A 15,739-nucleotide genomic window follows, 5' to 3' on the forward strand; every position below is an offset into this window, starting at 1 on the left:
ACCGCCGCGCGGCTGGGCCGGGACGCACCGGCCGTGATCCTGTCGAATGCGGAAGGGGCGGCGTCGGGCCCGCTCGGTTCATTACGCCGCATCCGTGAGCGACTGCGGACGGTGACGGCACTGAATCAGCACTTGTACGTCAGTCCAATCGCATCGATCATCCCTAGGCTCGTGCCTCATTCACCCGTTGTTCCTGCCTGTGGGAGGAATACCGTGCTGTCGGCACCTGCACAACCTGCGGCCACTGCGGCCGAGCGCCTGACCACGCTGCATGCGGACCACGCCCGTGCCGTGCTGCGTCTGCTGCTGGTGCTGACGCACGGCCAGCGGCAGACTGCCGAGGACCTGCTCCAGGAGACGATGCTGCGGGCCTGGCGGCATCTCGAGTCGGTGCCGGCGGAGGCCGATGCCGCCCGCAGGTGGCTGCTCACCGTCGCGCGGCGGCTGGTCATCGACAATGTCAGGCTGCGGGGCAACCGCCCGGCCGAGGTTCATCTCGTCGACATGACCTGGATTCCCGCCGGTGACGACACTACCGGCACCGCGTTGGCGTCGTACGCCATGCGGCAGGCGCTCGGCCGGTTGAGTCCGGCGCAGCGCCGACTGCTCTGTGAGGTGTACCTGGTCGGGCGGTCGCCGAAGGAGGTCGCGGGTCGGCTGGGAATGCCGGTCGGCACGGTGAAGTCCCGGACCCACTATGCGCTGTGTGCGCTGCGCACGAGCCTCAAGGCGGCCTGAGACGCATTCCGCCGGGCTGCGGTTCCGACGCTGCGGTCAAGTTCACAGGGCCGCCAGGCCCGCTGCTCACGTCGTACGGGCACTGCCAGGCTACGGCGATCGTGACACCCAGCCCCACGTGGATCGCACCAGGATGACCAGCCCGCTCTCTTTCGCCGTCCTCGGCCCGGTGCGGGCCTGGCGCGGCCGGTCCGAGATCGACCTCGGCACCCGGCAGCAGCGGCTGATCATCGCGTTGCTGCTGGCCCGTGCCGGCGCCGCGGTCAGCGTCGCCGAGTTCGTCGACTTGCTGTGGGAGTCCGATCCCCCGCCGAGCGCGGTCAACGTCGTGCACCGGCACATCGGGACGCTGCGGCGGCGCTTCGAACCTGGCCTGCCGACGCGGGCAGCGGGCTCGGTGCTGATCCGCGACGGCGGCCAATACCGGCTGCGGGTCGAGCAGGAGTCGCTCGACCTGCTGCGTTTCCGGGGCCTGGTCGCCGACGCCGGTGCCTGCTCCGGTGAGCGGGCCGTCGAGCTCTACCGGCAGGCGCTGGCGTTGTGGCGCGACCGGTGTGCCTCGGGTTTGCATGCCGGCGGCCGGACCCACCCGGAGTTCGTCGCCGTCGACGGCGAGCGGTTCGCGGCCGTGCGGGCGGCGACCGATGCCGCGTTGCGGGCCGGGTGCGTGCATGTGGTGCTGCCGGCGATCCGGCTGGCCGCCGAGTACGAGCCGCTGGACGAGGCGCTGCAGGCGCGGTTGCTGCGGGCGCTCGCCGCGGACGGCAGGCGGGCCGAGGCGCTGGCGGCGTATGCCGACATCGAGCACCGGCTCTCCGACGAGCTGGGCATCCAGCCGGGCGCCGTGCTGCGTGCGGCCCGGGACAGCCTGCTCGACCATGACGCGCCGGTGCCGGCCGGGGCCGAGCCGCCGGCGCAGCTACCGGCCGACCATCCGTACTTCACCGGCCGCGCTGATGTCATGGCCGCCGCGCAGGCGCTGCTGGCCGGCGACCAGCGGACCACCGCGCTGGTCATCGACGGGATGCCCGGCGTCGGCAAGACCACCCTGGCGGTGCATCTGTCTCATCGGCTGGCCGCCCGCTATCCCGATGGGCAGTTGCACGCGGACCTGCGCGGTTTCGACTCCGGCAATGCGGTGATGACGCCCGCGGAGGCGCTGCGCGGTTTCCTGTGGTCGCTGGGGGTGGCGCCGGCCGCCATCCCGGCCGAGTTGCATGCCCAGGCCGGCCTGTATCGCAGCATCCTGGCGGAGCGGCGGATGCTGATCCTGCTCGACAACTGCCGGGACTGGGACCAGATCCGGCATCTGCTGCCGGGTACGGGCGGCAGTCTGGTCATCGCGACCAGTCGCCGCCGGATCACCGGTGTGGCCGGTTCGGCCGGCGCGCATCCACTGCATCTTGACCTGCTGACCGACGCCGAGGCCCGCGAGCTGCTCGCCCGCCGGCTCGGTGACGTGGTGGCCGCGGACCCGGCTGCCGTCGGTGAGATCATCGCGCGGTGTGGTCGGCTGCCGCTGGCTTTGGCGCTGGTCGCGACCCGTAGCGTGGGCCGGCCCGGGCTGAGCCTGCCTGCGGTCGTCGGTGAGCTGGCTGCGGCCGACGGCCGGCTGGCCGGGTTCGGGGATGCGCACGCCGATCTGGAGGCGATCTTCTCCTGGTCGTATCGGGCGCTGACGCCCGAGGCTGCCCGGCTGTTCCGGTTGCTGCCGCTGCACCCTGCCGGGGAGCTGAGCACGCAAGCGGCGGCCGCGCTGGCCGGTGTGCCGGCGCGCTCCGCCCGTGGGCTGCTCGCCGAGCTCGGGGCGCAGATGCTGGTGCGGCCCGGTGAGGGCCGGTGGCGGATGCATGATCTGCTGCGCGCGTATGCGACCGAACTCGGGGAGGATCTTGACGCCGCGGCCGAGCGTGACGCCGCCGTCGAGCGGGTCTACGACTTTTACGAGCTGAGTGCGTACGCGGCGCACCTGCTTCTGCTGCCGCAGGTGCCGCTGCCGGAGCCGGAGCCGTCTGGACGCGGGGTGATCGGGCGCGAATTCACCGGCCGCGACGATGCGATGGCCTGGTTCGCGGCCGAGCAGCGGGTGCTGACCGACGTCGTCGCGCGGGCGCAGGGACGTGGCCGGCCTCGTGCGGCGTGGCGCATCGCGCTGGCCATGCAGAACTTCTTCCAGGACACGGCGCAGTTCCGGCAGTGGGCGGCGGTGGTGGGCGCCGGTCTGGCCGCGACCGGGGACGATCCGGCCGCCCGGGCGCTGCTACACCGCAGCTTTGCCGGCGCCTGCTACTTCCTGGCCGATCTGGACGGCGGCTTGTCGCACCTGCAGCAGGCTGGGGCGATCTTCGACCGGCTCGGGCTGCGCACCGAGCAGGGTCATGTGGAGAACAACATCGCCGAGATCCGGCTGGACCAGCGGTGCTACGGCGAGGCGATGCGCCATGCCGAGGCCGCGCGGACGTTGTTCCACGCCGAGGGCAATGTGCGGGGCGCGACGACCGCGCTGCTGGCCATGGCGCGGGCGCAGGGCTGGCTCGGCCGGCACGCTGCGGCGCTGGGCATGTTCGTGCAGGCGCAGCGGCAGTTCGAGGCCATCGGCGACCTGCACGGGGTGGGCACGACGCAGGCGTGGCTGGCGCACACGTACTCGATGATCGACGACCTGCCGCACGCGCTGGCGGTCTGGCAGCAGGCGATCGACACGTTCCGCGGCGCCGGGGCCGCCCACCACACCGCGGAGGTGCTGGTCGCCGTCGGCGACTTCCACGCGGGCCGCGGCGATGCGGTCCGGGCCGGGCAGGCGTGGCGGGAGGCGCTCGCCGAGCTCCACGGTACGGACTCGCCGATGGCGCGCCGGATCCGCGACCGGCTGGCGCGGCTGCGGTGACCCGGACGCGGCGCAGGCCGCGTCCGGGTCATGTGCTCAGTACCGGTAGGCGCGGATGATGGTCTGCTTGACCGTGTTTCCGCTGGTGTCGGTCGCGGCGGCGCGCAGCGAGACGAAGCCTGCGCCGGTCGGGTGGTACGCCAGAGCGACCGCGTTCTCGCCGAAGCGCAGCACGGGCAGCTTGTTCCAGGACTTGCCGTCGTCGAAGGACGCCTCGACGGTCAGGTCCTTGGTTCGGCCCGGTGCCGCCCCGACCTGGCGGTCGAGGGAGACCGGGATAGAGAGCAGGCGGCCGGCCGGGGCCCGGTTGTCGATGTCGAGGGCCGGGGTGTACCGGATCGCGGTCATCGGCAGCTTCACCAGGTCGCCGTCGGCCACGTGGCCGGACTTGAACGTCCACTCTGCTTCGACCACGGTCGACAGGGTGAACTCGGGGTCGCTGCGGAACGTCGCGGCGAGCCGGTAGTCACCGGTCTGCGCAGGCACCTGCCACGCGTAGGGCACCTCGCTCGCGGCGCCGATCTCGACGCCGTTGCGGTAGAGGGTCACCTGTGCGCTGCCGCCGCGGACGTGCCGGAAGCCCATGTGCCCGGTGCCGTCGCCGTGCAGCGGCCCCGGCCCGCCGATCTGGTCGCCCCAGTAGCGGGTGGCGAACTGCTGGCCGAAGTTCGGCTGTGGGAAGACCGGCCCGGACACCGCGTTGGCCCACTTCACGTCGTAGGTACGTCCGGGCTTGAAGCTGGTCCAGTCCGACTGGTAGTAGGTGTACCTCGTCTGCGCCGAGACGGACTGCCAGACCGTCTGCTTGTCCTGGTTGTAGTACTCGGTGATGGTGCTCGGCACGTCGTAGGTGAAACTCGGCTGGATGTTGCGCTCGTCGCGGTAGACCGGTGAGTTGCCGGGCGCGTGCGCGACCGCGGTCCGCGCGACTGGGACGCCGGCGACGTCCGCGCCGATCTGGGAACGGACGGTGGCGAAGTCGCCCGCGCGCAGCTTGCGGGTCAGGCCGGTCATCATCTGCTGCGGCTCGTAGAAGTAGGCCCGGTAGACGTAGGGGCTGTTGTGCAGGCCGCCGTCGGGGTTGACCTGGCCCCAGATCCCGTGGACGTAGGAGACGAAGCCGGGCGTCTTGCCGCCCCCGGCCTGCGCCGTGCGCACGTGCTCGAACGGGACGTTCATCAGCGTGCCGAACGGGTCGTTGCTGCCCCAGATCTGCGGCTGCTCGGTCCGGATCGTCCAGCCGGAGTCCGGGAAGACCAGGGTGGCGTTCGGGTTCGGCACCGACACCGCGATCGGCTTCGCCGTGCGGGTGTCCATGGTGAGCGCCTGGTCCCTGGTCAGGTCGAGGGTCGGGCGCACCAGCGAGGTGATGTCCGGCATGAACGGGTCGCCGCTCAACATGTACGTCTGGACCAGGTAGCGGCCCGCGCGGACCCGGTGGCTGGTGGCCGTCGGGTCGTCGAGCACCAGCAGGGTCTGCCGGTCCAGGTCCATCAGGACGGTCACCCAGCCCTGGTCGGCCTTGGGCGCCCCGCCGTCGGGTCCGATGAGCGTGAGGCTCAGCTGGTGGCGGACGACGTCGAGTGCGACCGGGGTCTGCACCTGCGCGCCGCCACCGGTGGCGGTCACCTCACCGCCGTAGTAGCGGTCGGGCAGGCCGGTGCCGGCCTGCACGGTGACCGTCACCGTGGCGGTGCCGCCGGCCGGGACGGTCACCGAGGAGGCGCTGAGGCTGAACAGCCCGGCCGGTGCCGGGGCGCCGTCGGCGTCCTTGGCGTCGAGGGACACGGCCAGGGTCAGTGCGGCAGAGCCGCTGTTGGCGTAGGTGACGGTGCGCGTCTGCGCGGCAGTGGTCCGCTCGAACGCGATGCTGACCGGGCTCGCGGTGACGGTCTGCCCGATCGCGCGGGCGACGTCGAGGAAGCCCGCGCCCTGCTCGTAGACGCCGATCGCGGCGTTCGGCCGCGCGGCCGCCATCAGCGTGGACTTGATCCGCTCAGGGGCCCAGTCCGGGTGCTGCTGGAACAGCATCGCGGCCGCGCCGGCCACGTGCGGGGTCGCCATCGAGGTCCCGGACAGGCTCGCGTACTGCGGGTTGGCGTCGTCAGGCCACATGTCGGAGATCGAGCTGCGGGCGGCGACGATGCCGACGCCGGGCGCGGTGATGTCGGGCTTGATGCCGGCGTCGCCTGCGCGCGGACCGCGGCTGGAGAATTCGGCCAGCTCACCGGTCTTGGTGACGGCACCGACGGTCAGGGCTTCGGTCACGCTGCCGGGCGAGTTCACGGTGGATTCGCCGGCCAGGCCGGAGTTGCCCGCGGCGACGACGAACAGGATGCCGTAGCGGTGGGTGAGGTCAGCCAGGGCCGCCTCGATCGGGTCGGTCGCCGGGCTGTCCGGGCCGCCGAGGCTCATGTTGGCGACCTTGACGCCCTGCTGTGCCGCCCAGGTCATGCCGGCCAGGATCGCCGACTCCGGGCAGCCGTCCACGGTGCAGACCTTGGCGCTGTACAGGGTCGCGCCGGGTGCCATGCCCTGGTAGCGGCCCTGCGACGCGGCCCCGCTGCCGGCGATGGTGGAGGCGACGTGGGTGCCGTGGCCGACCCGGTCGAGGGCGTCGGTCTCGGCGGTGAAGTTCTCCGCGGCGGCGACCCGGCCGGCCAGGTCGGGGTGGGCCTGGTCGACGCCGGTGTCGATCACGGCGACCTTCACGCCCGTTCCGGTCCAGCCGGCCTGCCAGGCCTGCGGCGCGCCGGTCATGGGGACGCTGACGTCGAGGGTCGGCCGGCGCAGCCCGTCGAGCCAGATCTTGTCGAACCCGGCCCGCAGCCGCCGTTCGCTGCCAATGGCGGAGGTGATGCTGTTCCAGAAGGACACCGCGTCCGTGCGGTTCTGCGCGACGGCGCTCACCCCGGACAGCTCCCGGGTGGTCCGGGCTCCGGCGAGGCCGGCGGGGGCGGTGCCGGTGTGCTGGACGATGAGCGGCAGGGTGGCCCGGGTGTCGTCGTAACCGAAGCCGATCAGTGTCGAGATGTCGAACAGCCGCTCGTCGAGCTTGCCCCGGTTGAGCAGGCCGACGGCGTCGGCGGGGATGACCCGCACGTGCCGGCCGACACTGTGGGTGAGGAACGGCATCCGTTCCCGTCCCTTGCCCGGCACGACGTTGACGGCGGTCTGCCCGTCGACGGTGCTGACGTGGACGGTGTCGCCGGTGAGCAGAGTGACCGTCCGAGGGCTGGACGCGACCGGGGGTGTGGTCGCGGGCTTCGGCGCCTGGGATTGCGCCGCGGCCGGCGACCCGACCGGGGCCACCGCCGAGACGCCCAGCACCAGCAGTGCCAGCGCCGATATCGTGCGAACTGACCGCATCATTCTCCTAGATCAACGCGAGGGGTATCTCGGGTGATCTAGACGTGGCCGGCGGACGAAAGTTCATGAGAGTGACCCGGATCACAACCAGATGGGCACTCGACCGGTTGCGGCTGATGGAACAACATCGTCGCCGCGTTCGCGTGAACGCCGCAGACACAGGCCGAGCCGCGATCGATGCAATGTCAGCGGTTCGATCCGGATCTTCAAAGGTCCAGGACGCCGACGGTCTGGCTACCGCTCTGCTCGCCGGTCGCCTGGAAGCCCAGCTTGAGATAGAACTCTTCTGGACCTCCGGCGCGAGGCGCCCAGGTGACGTATGCCCGGGTGCCGCCGCGTACGCGGATCTCCTCAGACACGGCCTCGACGGCGAACCGACCGTAGCCGTTTCCCTGGGCGTCGGCCGCGATGTTCAGCCGCCAGAGGCCGGAGCGCAGGTCGTCGGGATTGCTGCCCCATGGGATGTCGAGGAAGGCCATCACAAAGCCGACCAGCCGGTCGCCGTCAAAGATCAGCCTCGGCCAGGCGCGGTCAGCGAAGACGTACGCCTCGGCCAGCGACTTGACCACCGGCGCGACCAGATCCTCCTGATCGGGGCGCACAGACAGCGCAAGAGCCGTCTCATAGTTCTTCGGGGTGATCTTCTCCAGTCGCATTCGGCGGACAATAGCGGCCGGATGCGGGCCCAGCCACCGGATTGTCCGTGCCCGCGCCGACAACCTCGGGCGCCTTCGGACCCCATCAAGTTCGAAGAGCCACCCGCCTGCGGACGTATGCGGTTCGCGCCGGTGTGGCGCAGCGCCGGTGGAACCACGCCGGTTCGCGCTTTCGTCCAAGCCGCTGAGGACGCGCAGCTGCCGGGCTTCAGCGAGAGACGAAAACGACCGTGCGGAAGTCGGCCGTTGCCGGCTTCCGCACGACCGCTTGGGTGGTCACGACAGGAACGTGCCGTACGGACCGTTGAGGATCTGGGTCTTCTGCGCCTGGCTGAAGTGGGTGTTCGGGTAGCTGTAGAACGATGCCGACATGGGTGTGCCATCGGTCGACGACGAGTCGGGCAGGCCGAAAGCGTGGCCGAGTTCGTGGACCATCCCGCCGTACCAGCGGTTCATGGGACCGTTCACGCCTGCTGCGCCGTCGGCGTCGTGCTGGCACAGGATCACCCAGCCGCCACCGCCGCCGCCGCCCGCTCCGGGGCCCTCCGCGCTGATGAGGCCGACGTTGATCCAGCGGGTGTCCGGTGCGCGAAGGGACAGCTTGCGCCGCAGCTCCTCTTGCATGTTGAACACCGACCACCAGTAGCGGTCGCTGCCGTTCGGCGTGTTCTCGTACCAGGACTTCACGTGATCGCCGTTGACGACCTCGACCACCTGGGTGTTCAGCGTGAACGTCTTGCCCAGCTCCTGCCGGTAGTAGCGCTGGGCCTCGCGCATCACGTTGGCGATGCCGTCGGGCCAGCGCTGGTCGTAGGCCACGTCCGAGGGCTTGAGCCAGTACACGCGGACGGTCTTCTCCGGCGGTGTGGTCGGGTTGCCGCCGCCGTTGGTGTGGTTGGGCAGCCGCCATACGCGCGAGGTCGCGGAGCTGCACGGCAGTTGGACGAGGCCGACGCCGGCGCTCGCCGATCCGGCCGAGGGTACGAGGCACTTGCCCGAGTGCACGGTTTGCAGGTTGAACGTCTTGTCGGTGCCGGCGATGCCGACGGGCACCAGGCGGATCCGCTGGTTGGTGCCGCTGTGACACGTCCACTGGATGATCGTGGCGTTGTCGGCTGTGGAGGCCCCGTTGACGTCCACGCATCTGCCGGCGGCCGCGGTCGCGACCGCGAACTGGTCGGTGGTCCCGCTCACCGGGGTGAACGTGAAGTTCTGGCTGCCTGCTCCGTTGCAGGCCGACTGGGTGAGCTGGGTTCCGTTGGCGGTGCTGTTGTTGGGCAGGGTCGCGCAGTTGCCGCCGTTCTGGTTCACCGCGGTCGAGGTGAAGGTCGTGGCGGCTTGGGCGGGTTGGGCTCCGGCCAACACGACGACGGCGAACGAGGCGGCTGCCGTGGCGAGGGTGCAGGCGAGAGCGCGGACACGTCCGGGCTTTTGCATGGTCACATCCTTCGAGGTGTGAACGATCGCCTACCCGCCAGCGATTAAACCCACCGACACACCCGTTGGCAATACACCATCATCGATCAATCGCGCTTCGGTGGGGTCCGCGTGCGCAGTGTTGCGTGGTCAGGGGTGTGCGGACCCGGCGGAAGAAAATCAGTGCCAATCTCGGCCGAAATCATTTCGGTCCAGGGGATCAGGCTTCCTCCCGACACCGATGTATCGGTCGGCAGCGGCCAGAACATCTGAACGGACCCACCATCTGCACGGAAGGATTGCCGAAAAGGTTTTCGTCCGGCAGGCTGTGTCGCCCGTCCGCCACCGCCGCCCGTGACGACAGGACCGGGTCTTGATCATGGAAGAGGGGGCGTGGGCTCGCGGGTGAGCCACCACCAGCCGCCGACGGCCGCCGCCCCGGCTCCGGCGACGACCATCGCCGTGCTGGTCGAGGTGCGTTCGGCCAGCACCCCGAGCAGCACCGGCCCGACGCCCTGCAACGTCATCAGGCCGGTGAACTGCAGCGCGAACGCCTGCCCGCGCACCTGCGGCGCCAACGCGTCCAGGAACGGGCGCTGCACACCCAGCGAGTAGCAGAACGCCGCCCCGGCCGCGAACATGACGGCCATGGCCACGGCCGCCGGCACCGGGGCCGCCAGCAGCACCAGCGGCCCGCCGAGCCCGGCGATCATCACGGCGACCAGCCGTTCGCGCATCGCCGGTCGCAGCAGGCGGCTGTAGACGAGGTTGCCGGCGACCATGCCCAGCGGCGCGCACGCCAGGATCACGCCCGCCGTGGCGGAGCCGTGGCCGCGCTCGGCGGCGTACGGCACCACCAGCGCCTCGGCCCCGACGATGAACGCCGGCGGCAGCCACTGCACCAGCAGCAGCCGGCGTACCGGACGATCCCGCAGCAGCGAGGCGGTGACCTGCCAGCTCTGCCCGACCGCCGAGCCGGTCGCGGCGGGCGGCGCCGCGAAGTCGGGCAGCGCCAGCCGCACCCAGATCGCCGAGACCAGGCCGCCGGCCGACGCCGCGAGCAGCGCCCAGCCGGGTGACAGGGCGGCGACGATCGCGCCGCCGAACGCGAGCCCGAGCAGTTGCGCGCCGCCGGAGGCCACGCTGGACAGGGCCCGGCCGAGTACGTACGCGTCGCCGGTGAGCTGCTCGGCGATCAGCCGGTTGGACGCCCCGTTGAACACCGGGCCGAACACCGCCACCGCGGCGAGCAGTGCCAGGCTCGCGCCGACCGGCAGCGGCAGCAGTGCCAGGGCGGCCGCGGCGGCGGCGTCGAGCAGGAATCCGGTCACGATCAGCGGCCTGGGCCGCAGCCGGTCGGCGAGCGCGGCGAGCAGTGTCCCGCCGACGACCTGCGGCACGAACCCGATCGCGAACGTCAGCGCGGTGAGTACGGGCGAGCCGGTGCGGTCGAAGACGAGCACGGACAGGGCCAGGATCCGCAGCGACCCGGCCGCGATCGACAGCGTCCGGGTCAGGAACAGGGTGCGGTAAACCGGCTCGGCCAGCACGTCCCGGTACGTGGCCTGCTTCGTCTGCGTCACCGGGCGAGCGTTGCGGACCGGGGCGTCGACCGGCGAATGTTTCGTGCAGCGACGTAAGGTCGGGACATGCTCCGGTTCGAGGTCACCGCCGACGACCTGCTGCACAGCCGGTTCGCGATCTCGCCGCTGTTCGAGCTCGACAGCCTCATCCGCATCCTGGCGGGCCTGTCACGCGAGCAGCGCCTGCCACCCGGCTGGGCGGCGCGGCTGCGACCGGCGTACGAGCAGCTGTCGGCGGACCCGGCGATGCGGGCCGTGGTGGCGCTGCACTCCTTGCGCCGCGGACCGGGTTTCCTGGCCCCTCCCCCGGCAGGCCTGGCGCAGACCATCGACGACGACCTCGCCACCGTCCGCGCGACCCCACTGGCCCTGGCCCGCCGCGACATCCGGGACTGCCTCGCCTGGCGGGCCTGCCACGATCCCGGCGCACTGGCGGTCCTGCACGACCCGGACGTCACCAGCCTGCTCGCCGGTGTACTGGAACGGGCCTGGCATCACCTGCTGGCCGCCGACTGGCTGCGGCTGCGGGTGATCTGCGAACGCGATGTAATGCGCCGCTCAGCCGACCTCGGCCGGTCCGGCTGGGCAGCCGCGTTCGACGGCCTGCCGCGGGTGCGCTGGCACGAGGGCGGCATCGAGATCCCGCAGCTGCTCGACGCCCGCGTCGACGTGGCGGGCCGGGGCCTGCTGCTGGTGCCGTCGGTGTTCATCTGGCCGGGCGTGGCCGCCCACAGCGAGCAGCCCTGGCATCCCTCGATCATCTACGCTGCGCGTGGCGTGGCGGCGCTGTGGGAGCCGGACCCGCCACCGGCCGAGGCCCTGGCCGCGCTGGTCGGCAGGGCGCGGGCGCGGCTGCTGGAGGCGCTCGCCGATCCGGCCAGCACGACGCAGCTCGCGCGCTCGCTCGGCCTGGCTGCCGGCGCGGTGGGAGACCATCTGGCGGTGCTGCTGCGTGCGGGCCTGGTCGACCGTGCCCGCTCCGGCCGGTCGGTGCTCTACCGGCGGACCCCGCTCGGCGACGCGCTGACCGCCACCGCCGGTGCCTGACTCCCGGCCGGCGGGGCGGGGCGGCCGCGAGCTGCGCGTACGGCTCAGCCCGGTGGCAGGGCCGCGAAAAGCCTGGTGCGTCCGGTAGCGGTACGGCCGCCGACCGGACGCACCAGGCCGGCACATCCGCGATGAGGTTTCGCTACCCCCTAGGGTCCATCGTCCAGGCGCTGCCCGTGCCCGGCACGGACCCAGTCGACGCAGGTCGGGCGGTCGCCGGTGCCGGTCCTGCAGTACTGCTCCAGGGCGGCCCGGATCAGCGCGGCGGGAAGTACGTTGCTCGGACGGTGGAACGTGGGCATGTGCGGGTCGGCGACCACCCGTGGATCGAAGGGCGGCGGTTCGGGATTGCTCGAGAACCAGACCTGGTGGTCGATGTCGCCGCTTTCGGGGTCGGTGCTGACCGCCTGCCAGATGAGCCCGCCGTAGCCCGTCACGGTGTTGACGGCTACGCAGAGGTCACTGGCGGGCCAGTCGGCGTCGTCGAGCAGCCGCCTGTCCGAGAACGCGAAGTGCGCGGTCTCGCCTGCGGTCGGGTAGCCGACCCCGCCGATGTCGATGACGCCTTCGGGCCTCAGGTTGTGCATCACCTCGCTGATGAGGGCCTGCATCTGCGGCCAGGTGTCCGCGTGATGCCAGTTTCGGCGGATCCAAACATTGAGTGTCACTGCGGCTCCACGGAAGTTCACGGCAGCGGCGGCGGGCCGGCTCCGATGACGGTCTTGGGAACCGTCGTGCCCGGCCACCAGATCTTCATCGTCCAGCCCACCGGCAGGATCTGCGCCATGGCAGCCGGACAGTTGTAGGTCCCCGGGCACGGCCCGGCCGGATTGTTGATCACCAGGACGAACTCGACCGGCGTGTCGGGGTCGTACGCCACATTGTTCCGCGCCCACCAGGCGAACTTGGTGTCGGCGTGCCCAGCCGACCAGAATCCGCCGTTGCTCGGCCAGCCGGGCCTGCCCCGCAGGTACTCCTCGATGGCGAGCCGGGCCGGATCGTTGTCGCCGCTGGAGATCTCCGGCCCGACGCGGGTGCCGTCGGGCTTGAAGAGGTGACCGGTGGTCGCACGCTTGGACAGCAGCGAGGTCAGCGCCGTTATGACGAACGTCGGACAGGTCGTGTTGTGCACCAGGACGGGCGAGGAGCCCGCCTTGACGTAGTACGTGTGATCGTCGGCGACGGTGAGGTTGTGGACCCTGGCCCGCTCGGTCCGCGCCTCGACGGCGCTGACCTGCGCCCACGTGCCCGAGCTGGTACGCAGCCACTGGCCGGCGTGCAGCTCGCCCGCGGCGACCCACTGCCTGAGGTCCGGGACCCAGAACGGGTGGTTGTCGGTCGCGGTGATCGAGCCCTGGCTGCCGTCACCGGGGTCGGCGACGGTGATCTCGACGAGGCGCTTGTGTCCCGCGCCGGTGAGAGTGTCGATGACCGGTCGCGGCTGCGTCACGTCGGTCTGCGGGTCCGTGGCCAGTACGCGGTCGCCGACCCGGACGTCCTCGATGGCCTTGGTGCTGCCATCGGCGAGCAGCACCGGTGTGCCGGGGGTGAAGCTGTTGGTGCAGCTCTGCAGCCAGGCGATGGTCAGCTGTTGCAGCCGGCCGAGGTTGGCCACCTCCATCTGCGCCTGTGCCCGCTTGGCGTTCTGCGCGGCGATGTAGAGCGCTTTGAGGCTGCGGAATCCGGCGCTGAGCGCCTTGCCGATCCCGAACAAGATCAGGGATTCGAGGGCCACCTGGCCGAGGTTGAGCAGGGTCTGGCCGAGTGTCTGATCTCCGTTGATCAGTTTGATGACGTTGGAGCCGACTTCGAAGAGGGTGAGCAGCGCCCCGGCGGCGGCGCCGCAGGCGACGGTGGCCAGGCACAGTCCGGCGAAACCGATCCCGACGGGCAGGAGGATCGCCGTCGCCGTCTTGGCGAACTCGACGACGGGGACCAGGGGCTGGAGCATGCGGAACGCGGGATCCAGCGTCGAGTGCAGGCAGTTCTGGTACTGCTGGCTGCCTTCAGGGAAGTAGGCGCAGAACGCGGCGTTGGCGTAGGCGCGATTGGCCAGGTCCTCGGGTGAGCCGATGAGGTTTTCGACGCAGTCGCGGTGCGCGTTGCCGGCCGGGTCGAAGAACCTCTCCCAGTTCGTGGCCAGTTCCGAGGTGTACTCGCGGTTGCAGTTGACGATCTCGATGCCGCGTGCGTACACGTAGTCGTCGTATGCCGCCTGCGCTGCCGCGCGGGCTGCCGCGGCGTCCGCGCCGGCGAGGATCGCCAGTTTCTCGGCTTCTGCGGCGGCTCTGCCGGCGTCGTTGGCGGACTTGACGGCGGCCTGGTGGGACAGGACGGCCCAGCCCGCGGACCGGATGGCGCTGCGGGCCGACGTGCTGGCGCGGGAGGCTGCGGCCCTGGCCGTGTTGAACGCCGCAGTGGCCTTGTCCACCGACTGCGCAGCCTCGGCCGCATACGCAGTCGCCTTGATCGCGTATGCGGCGGCCTTGTTCGCCGACTCCGCCGCCTGATCGGCGTAGTCCGCGGCCTGCGCGGCGTCGTTGCGGGCCTGCGCGGCGACCGCATGGGCCAGCAGCGAGTTCTGCACCGCGGTCTCAGCGACCTGGTTGATCTTCTCGAGCATCCCGCCCACGACCGCGAGGTGGATCGCACCCTCGTAGTCCCGCTCGGCGGCGGTGTACTGGCCGGTGCTGAGGAACTCCCGCAGCGCCGGCGCCGGACCGTCGAGCGCCATCTGCGCCGCGGCCTTGACCTCGGGACCGCCCGCGGCGGCGACCTGGTTGACCATCACCCGCTCGCCGATCGCGGCGGCGGTGTGCCGGCCGCTGTCGAGGAAGTCGCGCAGGGCCTGCAGCGTCTCGGCATTCAGCGCCGCTTGCGCCGCCTGCGCCAGCACCACGTCACCGGCGGTGTTGGCGGCGGCCAAGATCTGGTTGACCTTCAACCGGTCCTGCGTGTACCGACCCGGATAGTTCTGCGTACGCAGGAACTGGCGCATGGTGGCGTCGCTGCCGGCCAAGGCCGTCTTCGCCGCGGTCGCCAGCGCCGTGTTGTCCGTGACCGCCAGGTTCATCACGGCGAGCCGGTCGTCGCGCGCCGCGGCCGCGGCGGCACCGGTCCGCGCGAACGCCAGCACCGCGAGGTCGTCACCGGCCAGCGCGGTCTGCGCCGCCTCCTGCGTCCACGCGCCCGGCCCCTGAGCCAGCGTCAGCGCGACCCGCCGCGCGGCGGCCACCGCCTGCGCGTGCTCGGTGGCCGGATTCTGCGCCAACGCGAGCAGCTGGTTGGTTTCGGCATCACGCTTGGCGGTCTGCTCCAGGTCCCAGTCCGCCTGGCGCTTGTAGGCCTCATACTGCGTGCTGGCAGCCTGCGCCGCCTCGATGCCCTGGTCACGTACCACGGCCAGGCGCTCGGCGTCGGCCACCCGGGCCGCTTGGAACACACCGGCGGCCAGGGCCGCCGTGTCGACCGCGGCCTGCGCCGCCACCGTCGCGGCGTTGGCGTGCTCGGTCGCCCGCGATGCCGCCTGTGCGGCCTCGCCGGCGTGGTCGGCCGCTTCGATGGCCGCCTGCGCGGCGGCATCGGCGTTGACGGCTGCCCGCAGGGCCGCGTCCCGTGCGGCGAACGTGGCCTCGATCGCCACCTGCAGGTACTGCCTGGCCGCTTGCGTCGCCCGCAGCGCCCGCAGCGCGTTGGCGCGGGCACGCTGTGCCGCTGCCACGGCCTCGGCGGCATCCGCGCCGGCGGCATTGGCGTGACCGACCGCCTCCGCGTTGGCCTCGGCCGCCGCCAAAGCGAACGTTGCCGCCTGCTCGGCTGCCGCTATGGCGTTGTTGCTGGCCGTGACCGCTTTACCGGCCAGGTCGGCTTTCGCTGCAAACTCCCGCGCCTGCTGCGCGCTGAGGCTGGCCTCCTGTGCGGCCTGGCGCGCCGGTCCCGCCTCGTTGGCGAACACGGCCGCGCGCGCCGCCATACCGCGGGCGTTGGCTGCGGCCTCCCCCGCTCGCGTCGCGGCGGCCGCGGCACGCCCGGCGGCTGTCGCC

At 71.6% G+C, this 15,739-nt stretch carries 9 protein-coding genes; 3 read left to right on the plus strand and 6 right to left on the minus strand.

The features are described from left to right. Positions 1-213 precede the first annotated feature (213 nt). Together FLL47_RS35200 and FLL47_RS35205 are read left to right on the plus strand one after the other, a co-directional pair. Entirely contained in the window at positions 214-738 is a 525-nt protein-coding gene (locus tag FLL47_RS35200) for a sigma-70 family RNA polymerase sigma factor (protein ID WP_186316091.1), read from the plus strand. A gap of 133 nt (positions 739-871) precedes the next feature. Then, positions 872-3,625 (plus strand): AfsR/SARP family transcriptional regulator, encoded by a 2,754-nt coding sequence (locus FLL47_RS35205; protein ID WP_186316092.1) that lies wholly within the window; start codon positions 872-874, stop codon positions 3,623-3,625. 36 nt (positions 3,626-3,661) lie between these two features. Here the strand turns inward: FLL47_RS35205 and FLL47_RS35210 are convergent, their stop codons facing one another. From FLL47_RS35210 to FLL47_RS35225, 4 genes are all read right to left on the minus strand, one after another. Continuing rightward, positions 3,662-6,994: a S8 family peptidase gene (locus FLL47_RS35210; RefSeq protein WP_144126978.1), complete on the minus strand. Its 3,333-nt coding sequence runs from the start codon at positions 6,992-6,994 to the stop codon at positions 3,662-3,664. Positions 6,995-7,200: 206 nt separating this feature from the next. Further along, complete coding sequence (locus FLL47_RS35215) at positions 7,201-7,650, minus strand: GNAT family N-acetyltransferase (RefSeq protein ID WP_144126979.1); 450 nt, start codon at positions 7,648-7,650, stop codon at positions 7,201-7,203. A gap of 276 nt (positions 7,651-7,926) precedes the next feature. Then, positions 7,927-9,087: an RICIN domain-containing protein gene (locus FLL47_RS35220; RefSeq protein ID WP_222106341.1), complete on the minus strand. Its 1,161-nt coding sequence runs from the start codon at positions 9,085-9,087 to the stop codon at positions 7,927-7,929. Between the two features lie 356 nt (positions 9,088-9,443). Further along, complete coding sequence (locus FLL47_RS35225; protein WP_144126980.1) at positions 9,444-10,649, minus strand: MFS transporter; 1,206 nt, start codon at positions 10,647-10,649, stop codon at positions 9,444-9,446. Positions 10,650-10,715: 66 nt separating this feature from the next. On the opposite strand from FLL47_RS35225, the gene FLL47_RS35230 reads away from it, so the two are divergent. Further along, the gene (locus FLL47_RS35230; protein ID WP_144126981.1) at positions 10,716-11,696 is read left to right on the plus strand and encodes an ArsR/SmtB family transcription factor; all 981 of its coding nucleotides are present in this window, start codon (positions 10,716-10,718) and stop codon (positions 11,694-11,696) included. Positions 11,697-11,845: 149 nt separating this feature from the next. On the opposite strand, the gene FLL47_RS35235 is transcribed toward FLL47_RS35230, so the two are convergent. Next, the gene (locus tag FLL47_RS35235) at positions 11,846-12,364 is read right to left on the minus strand and encodes an Imm1 family immunity protein (RefSeq protein WP_144126982.1); all 519 of its coding nucleotides are present in this window, start codon (positions 12,362-12,364) and stop codon (positions 11,846-11,848) included. 17 nt (positions 12,365-12,381) lie between these two features. After that, positions 12,382-15,739: polymorphic toxin-type HINT domain-containing protein (locus FLL47_RS35240; protein ID WP_144126983.1), on the minus strand; the 3,358-nt coding region annotated here is incomplete at its 5' end.

Source organism: Catellatospora sichuanensis (genome assembly GCF_007483665.1).
In the GTDB taxonomy this organism is placed as follows: Bacteria; Actinomycetota; Actinomycetes; order Mycobacteriales; family Micromonosporaceae; genus Catellatospora; species Catellatospora sichuanensis.

Bases quoted from the DNA above. Each gene is read 5' to 3' on its own strand.
- FLL47_RS35220 (WP_222106341.1), bottom strand. From the start codon at position 9,087: ATGCAAAAGCCCGGACGTGTCCGCGCTCTCGCCTGCACCCTCGCCACG.
- FLL47_RS35210 (WP_144126978.1), bottom strand. From the start codon at position 6,994: ATGCGGTCAGTTCGCACGATATCGGCGCTGGCACTGCTGGTGCTGGGC.
- FLL47_RS35215 (WP_144126979.1), bottom strand. From the start codon at position 7,650: ATGCGACTGGAGAAGATCACCCCGAAGAACTATGAGACGGCTCTTGCG.
- FLL47_RS35230 (WP_144126981.1), top strand. From the start codon at position 10,716: ATGCTCCGGTTCGAGGTCACCGCCGACGACCTGCTGCACAGCCGGTTC.
- FLL47_RS35205 (WP_186316092.1), top strand. From the start codon at position 872: ATGACCAGCCCGCTCTCTTTCGCCGTCCTCGGCCCGGTGCGGGCCTGG.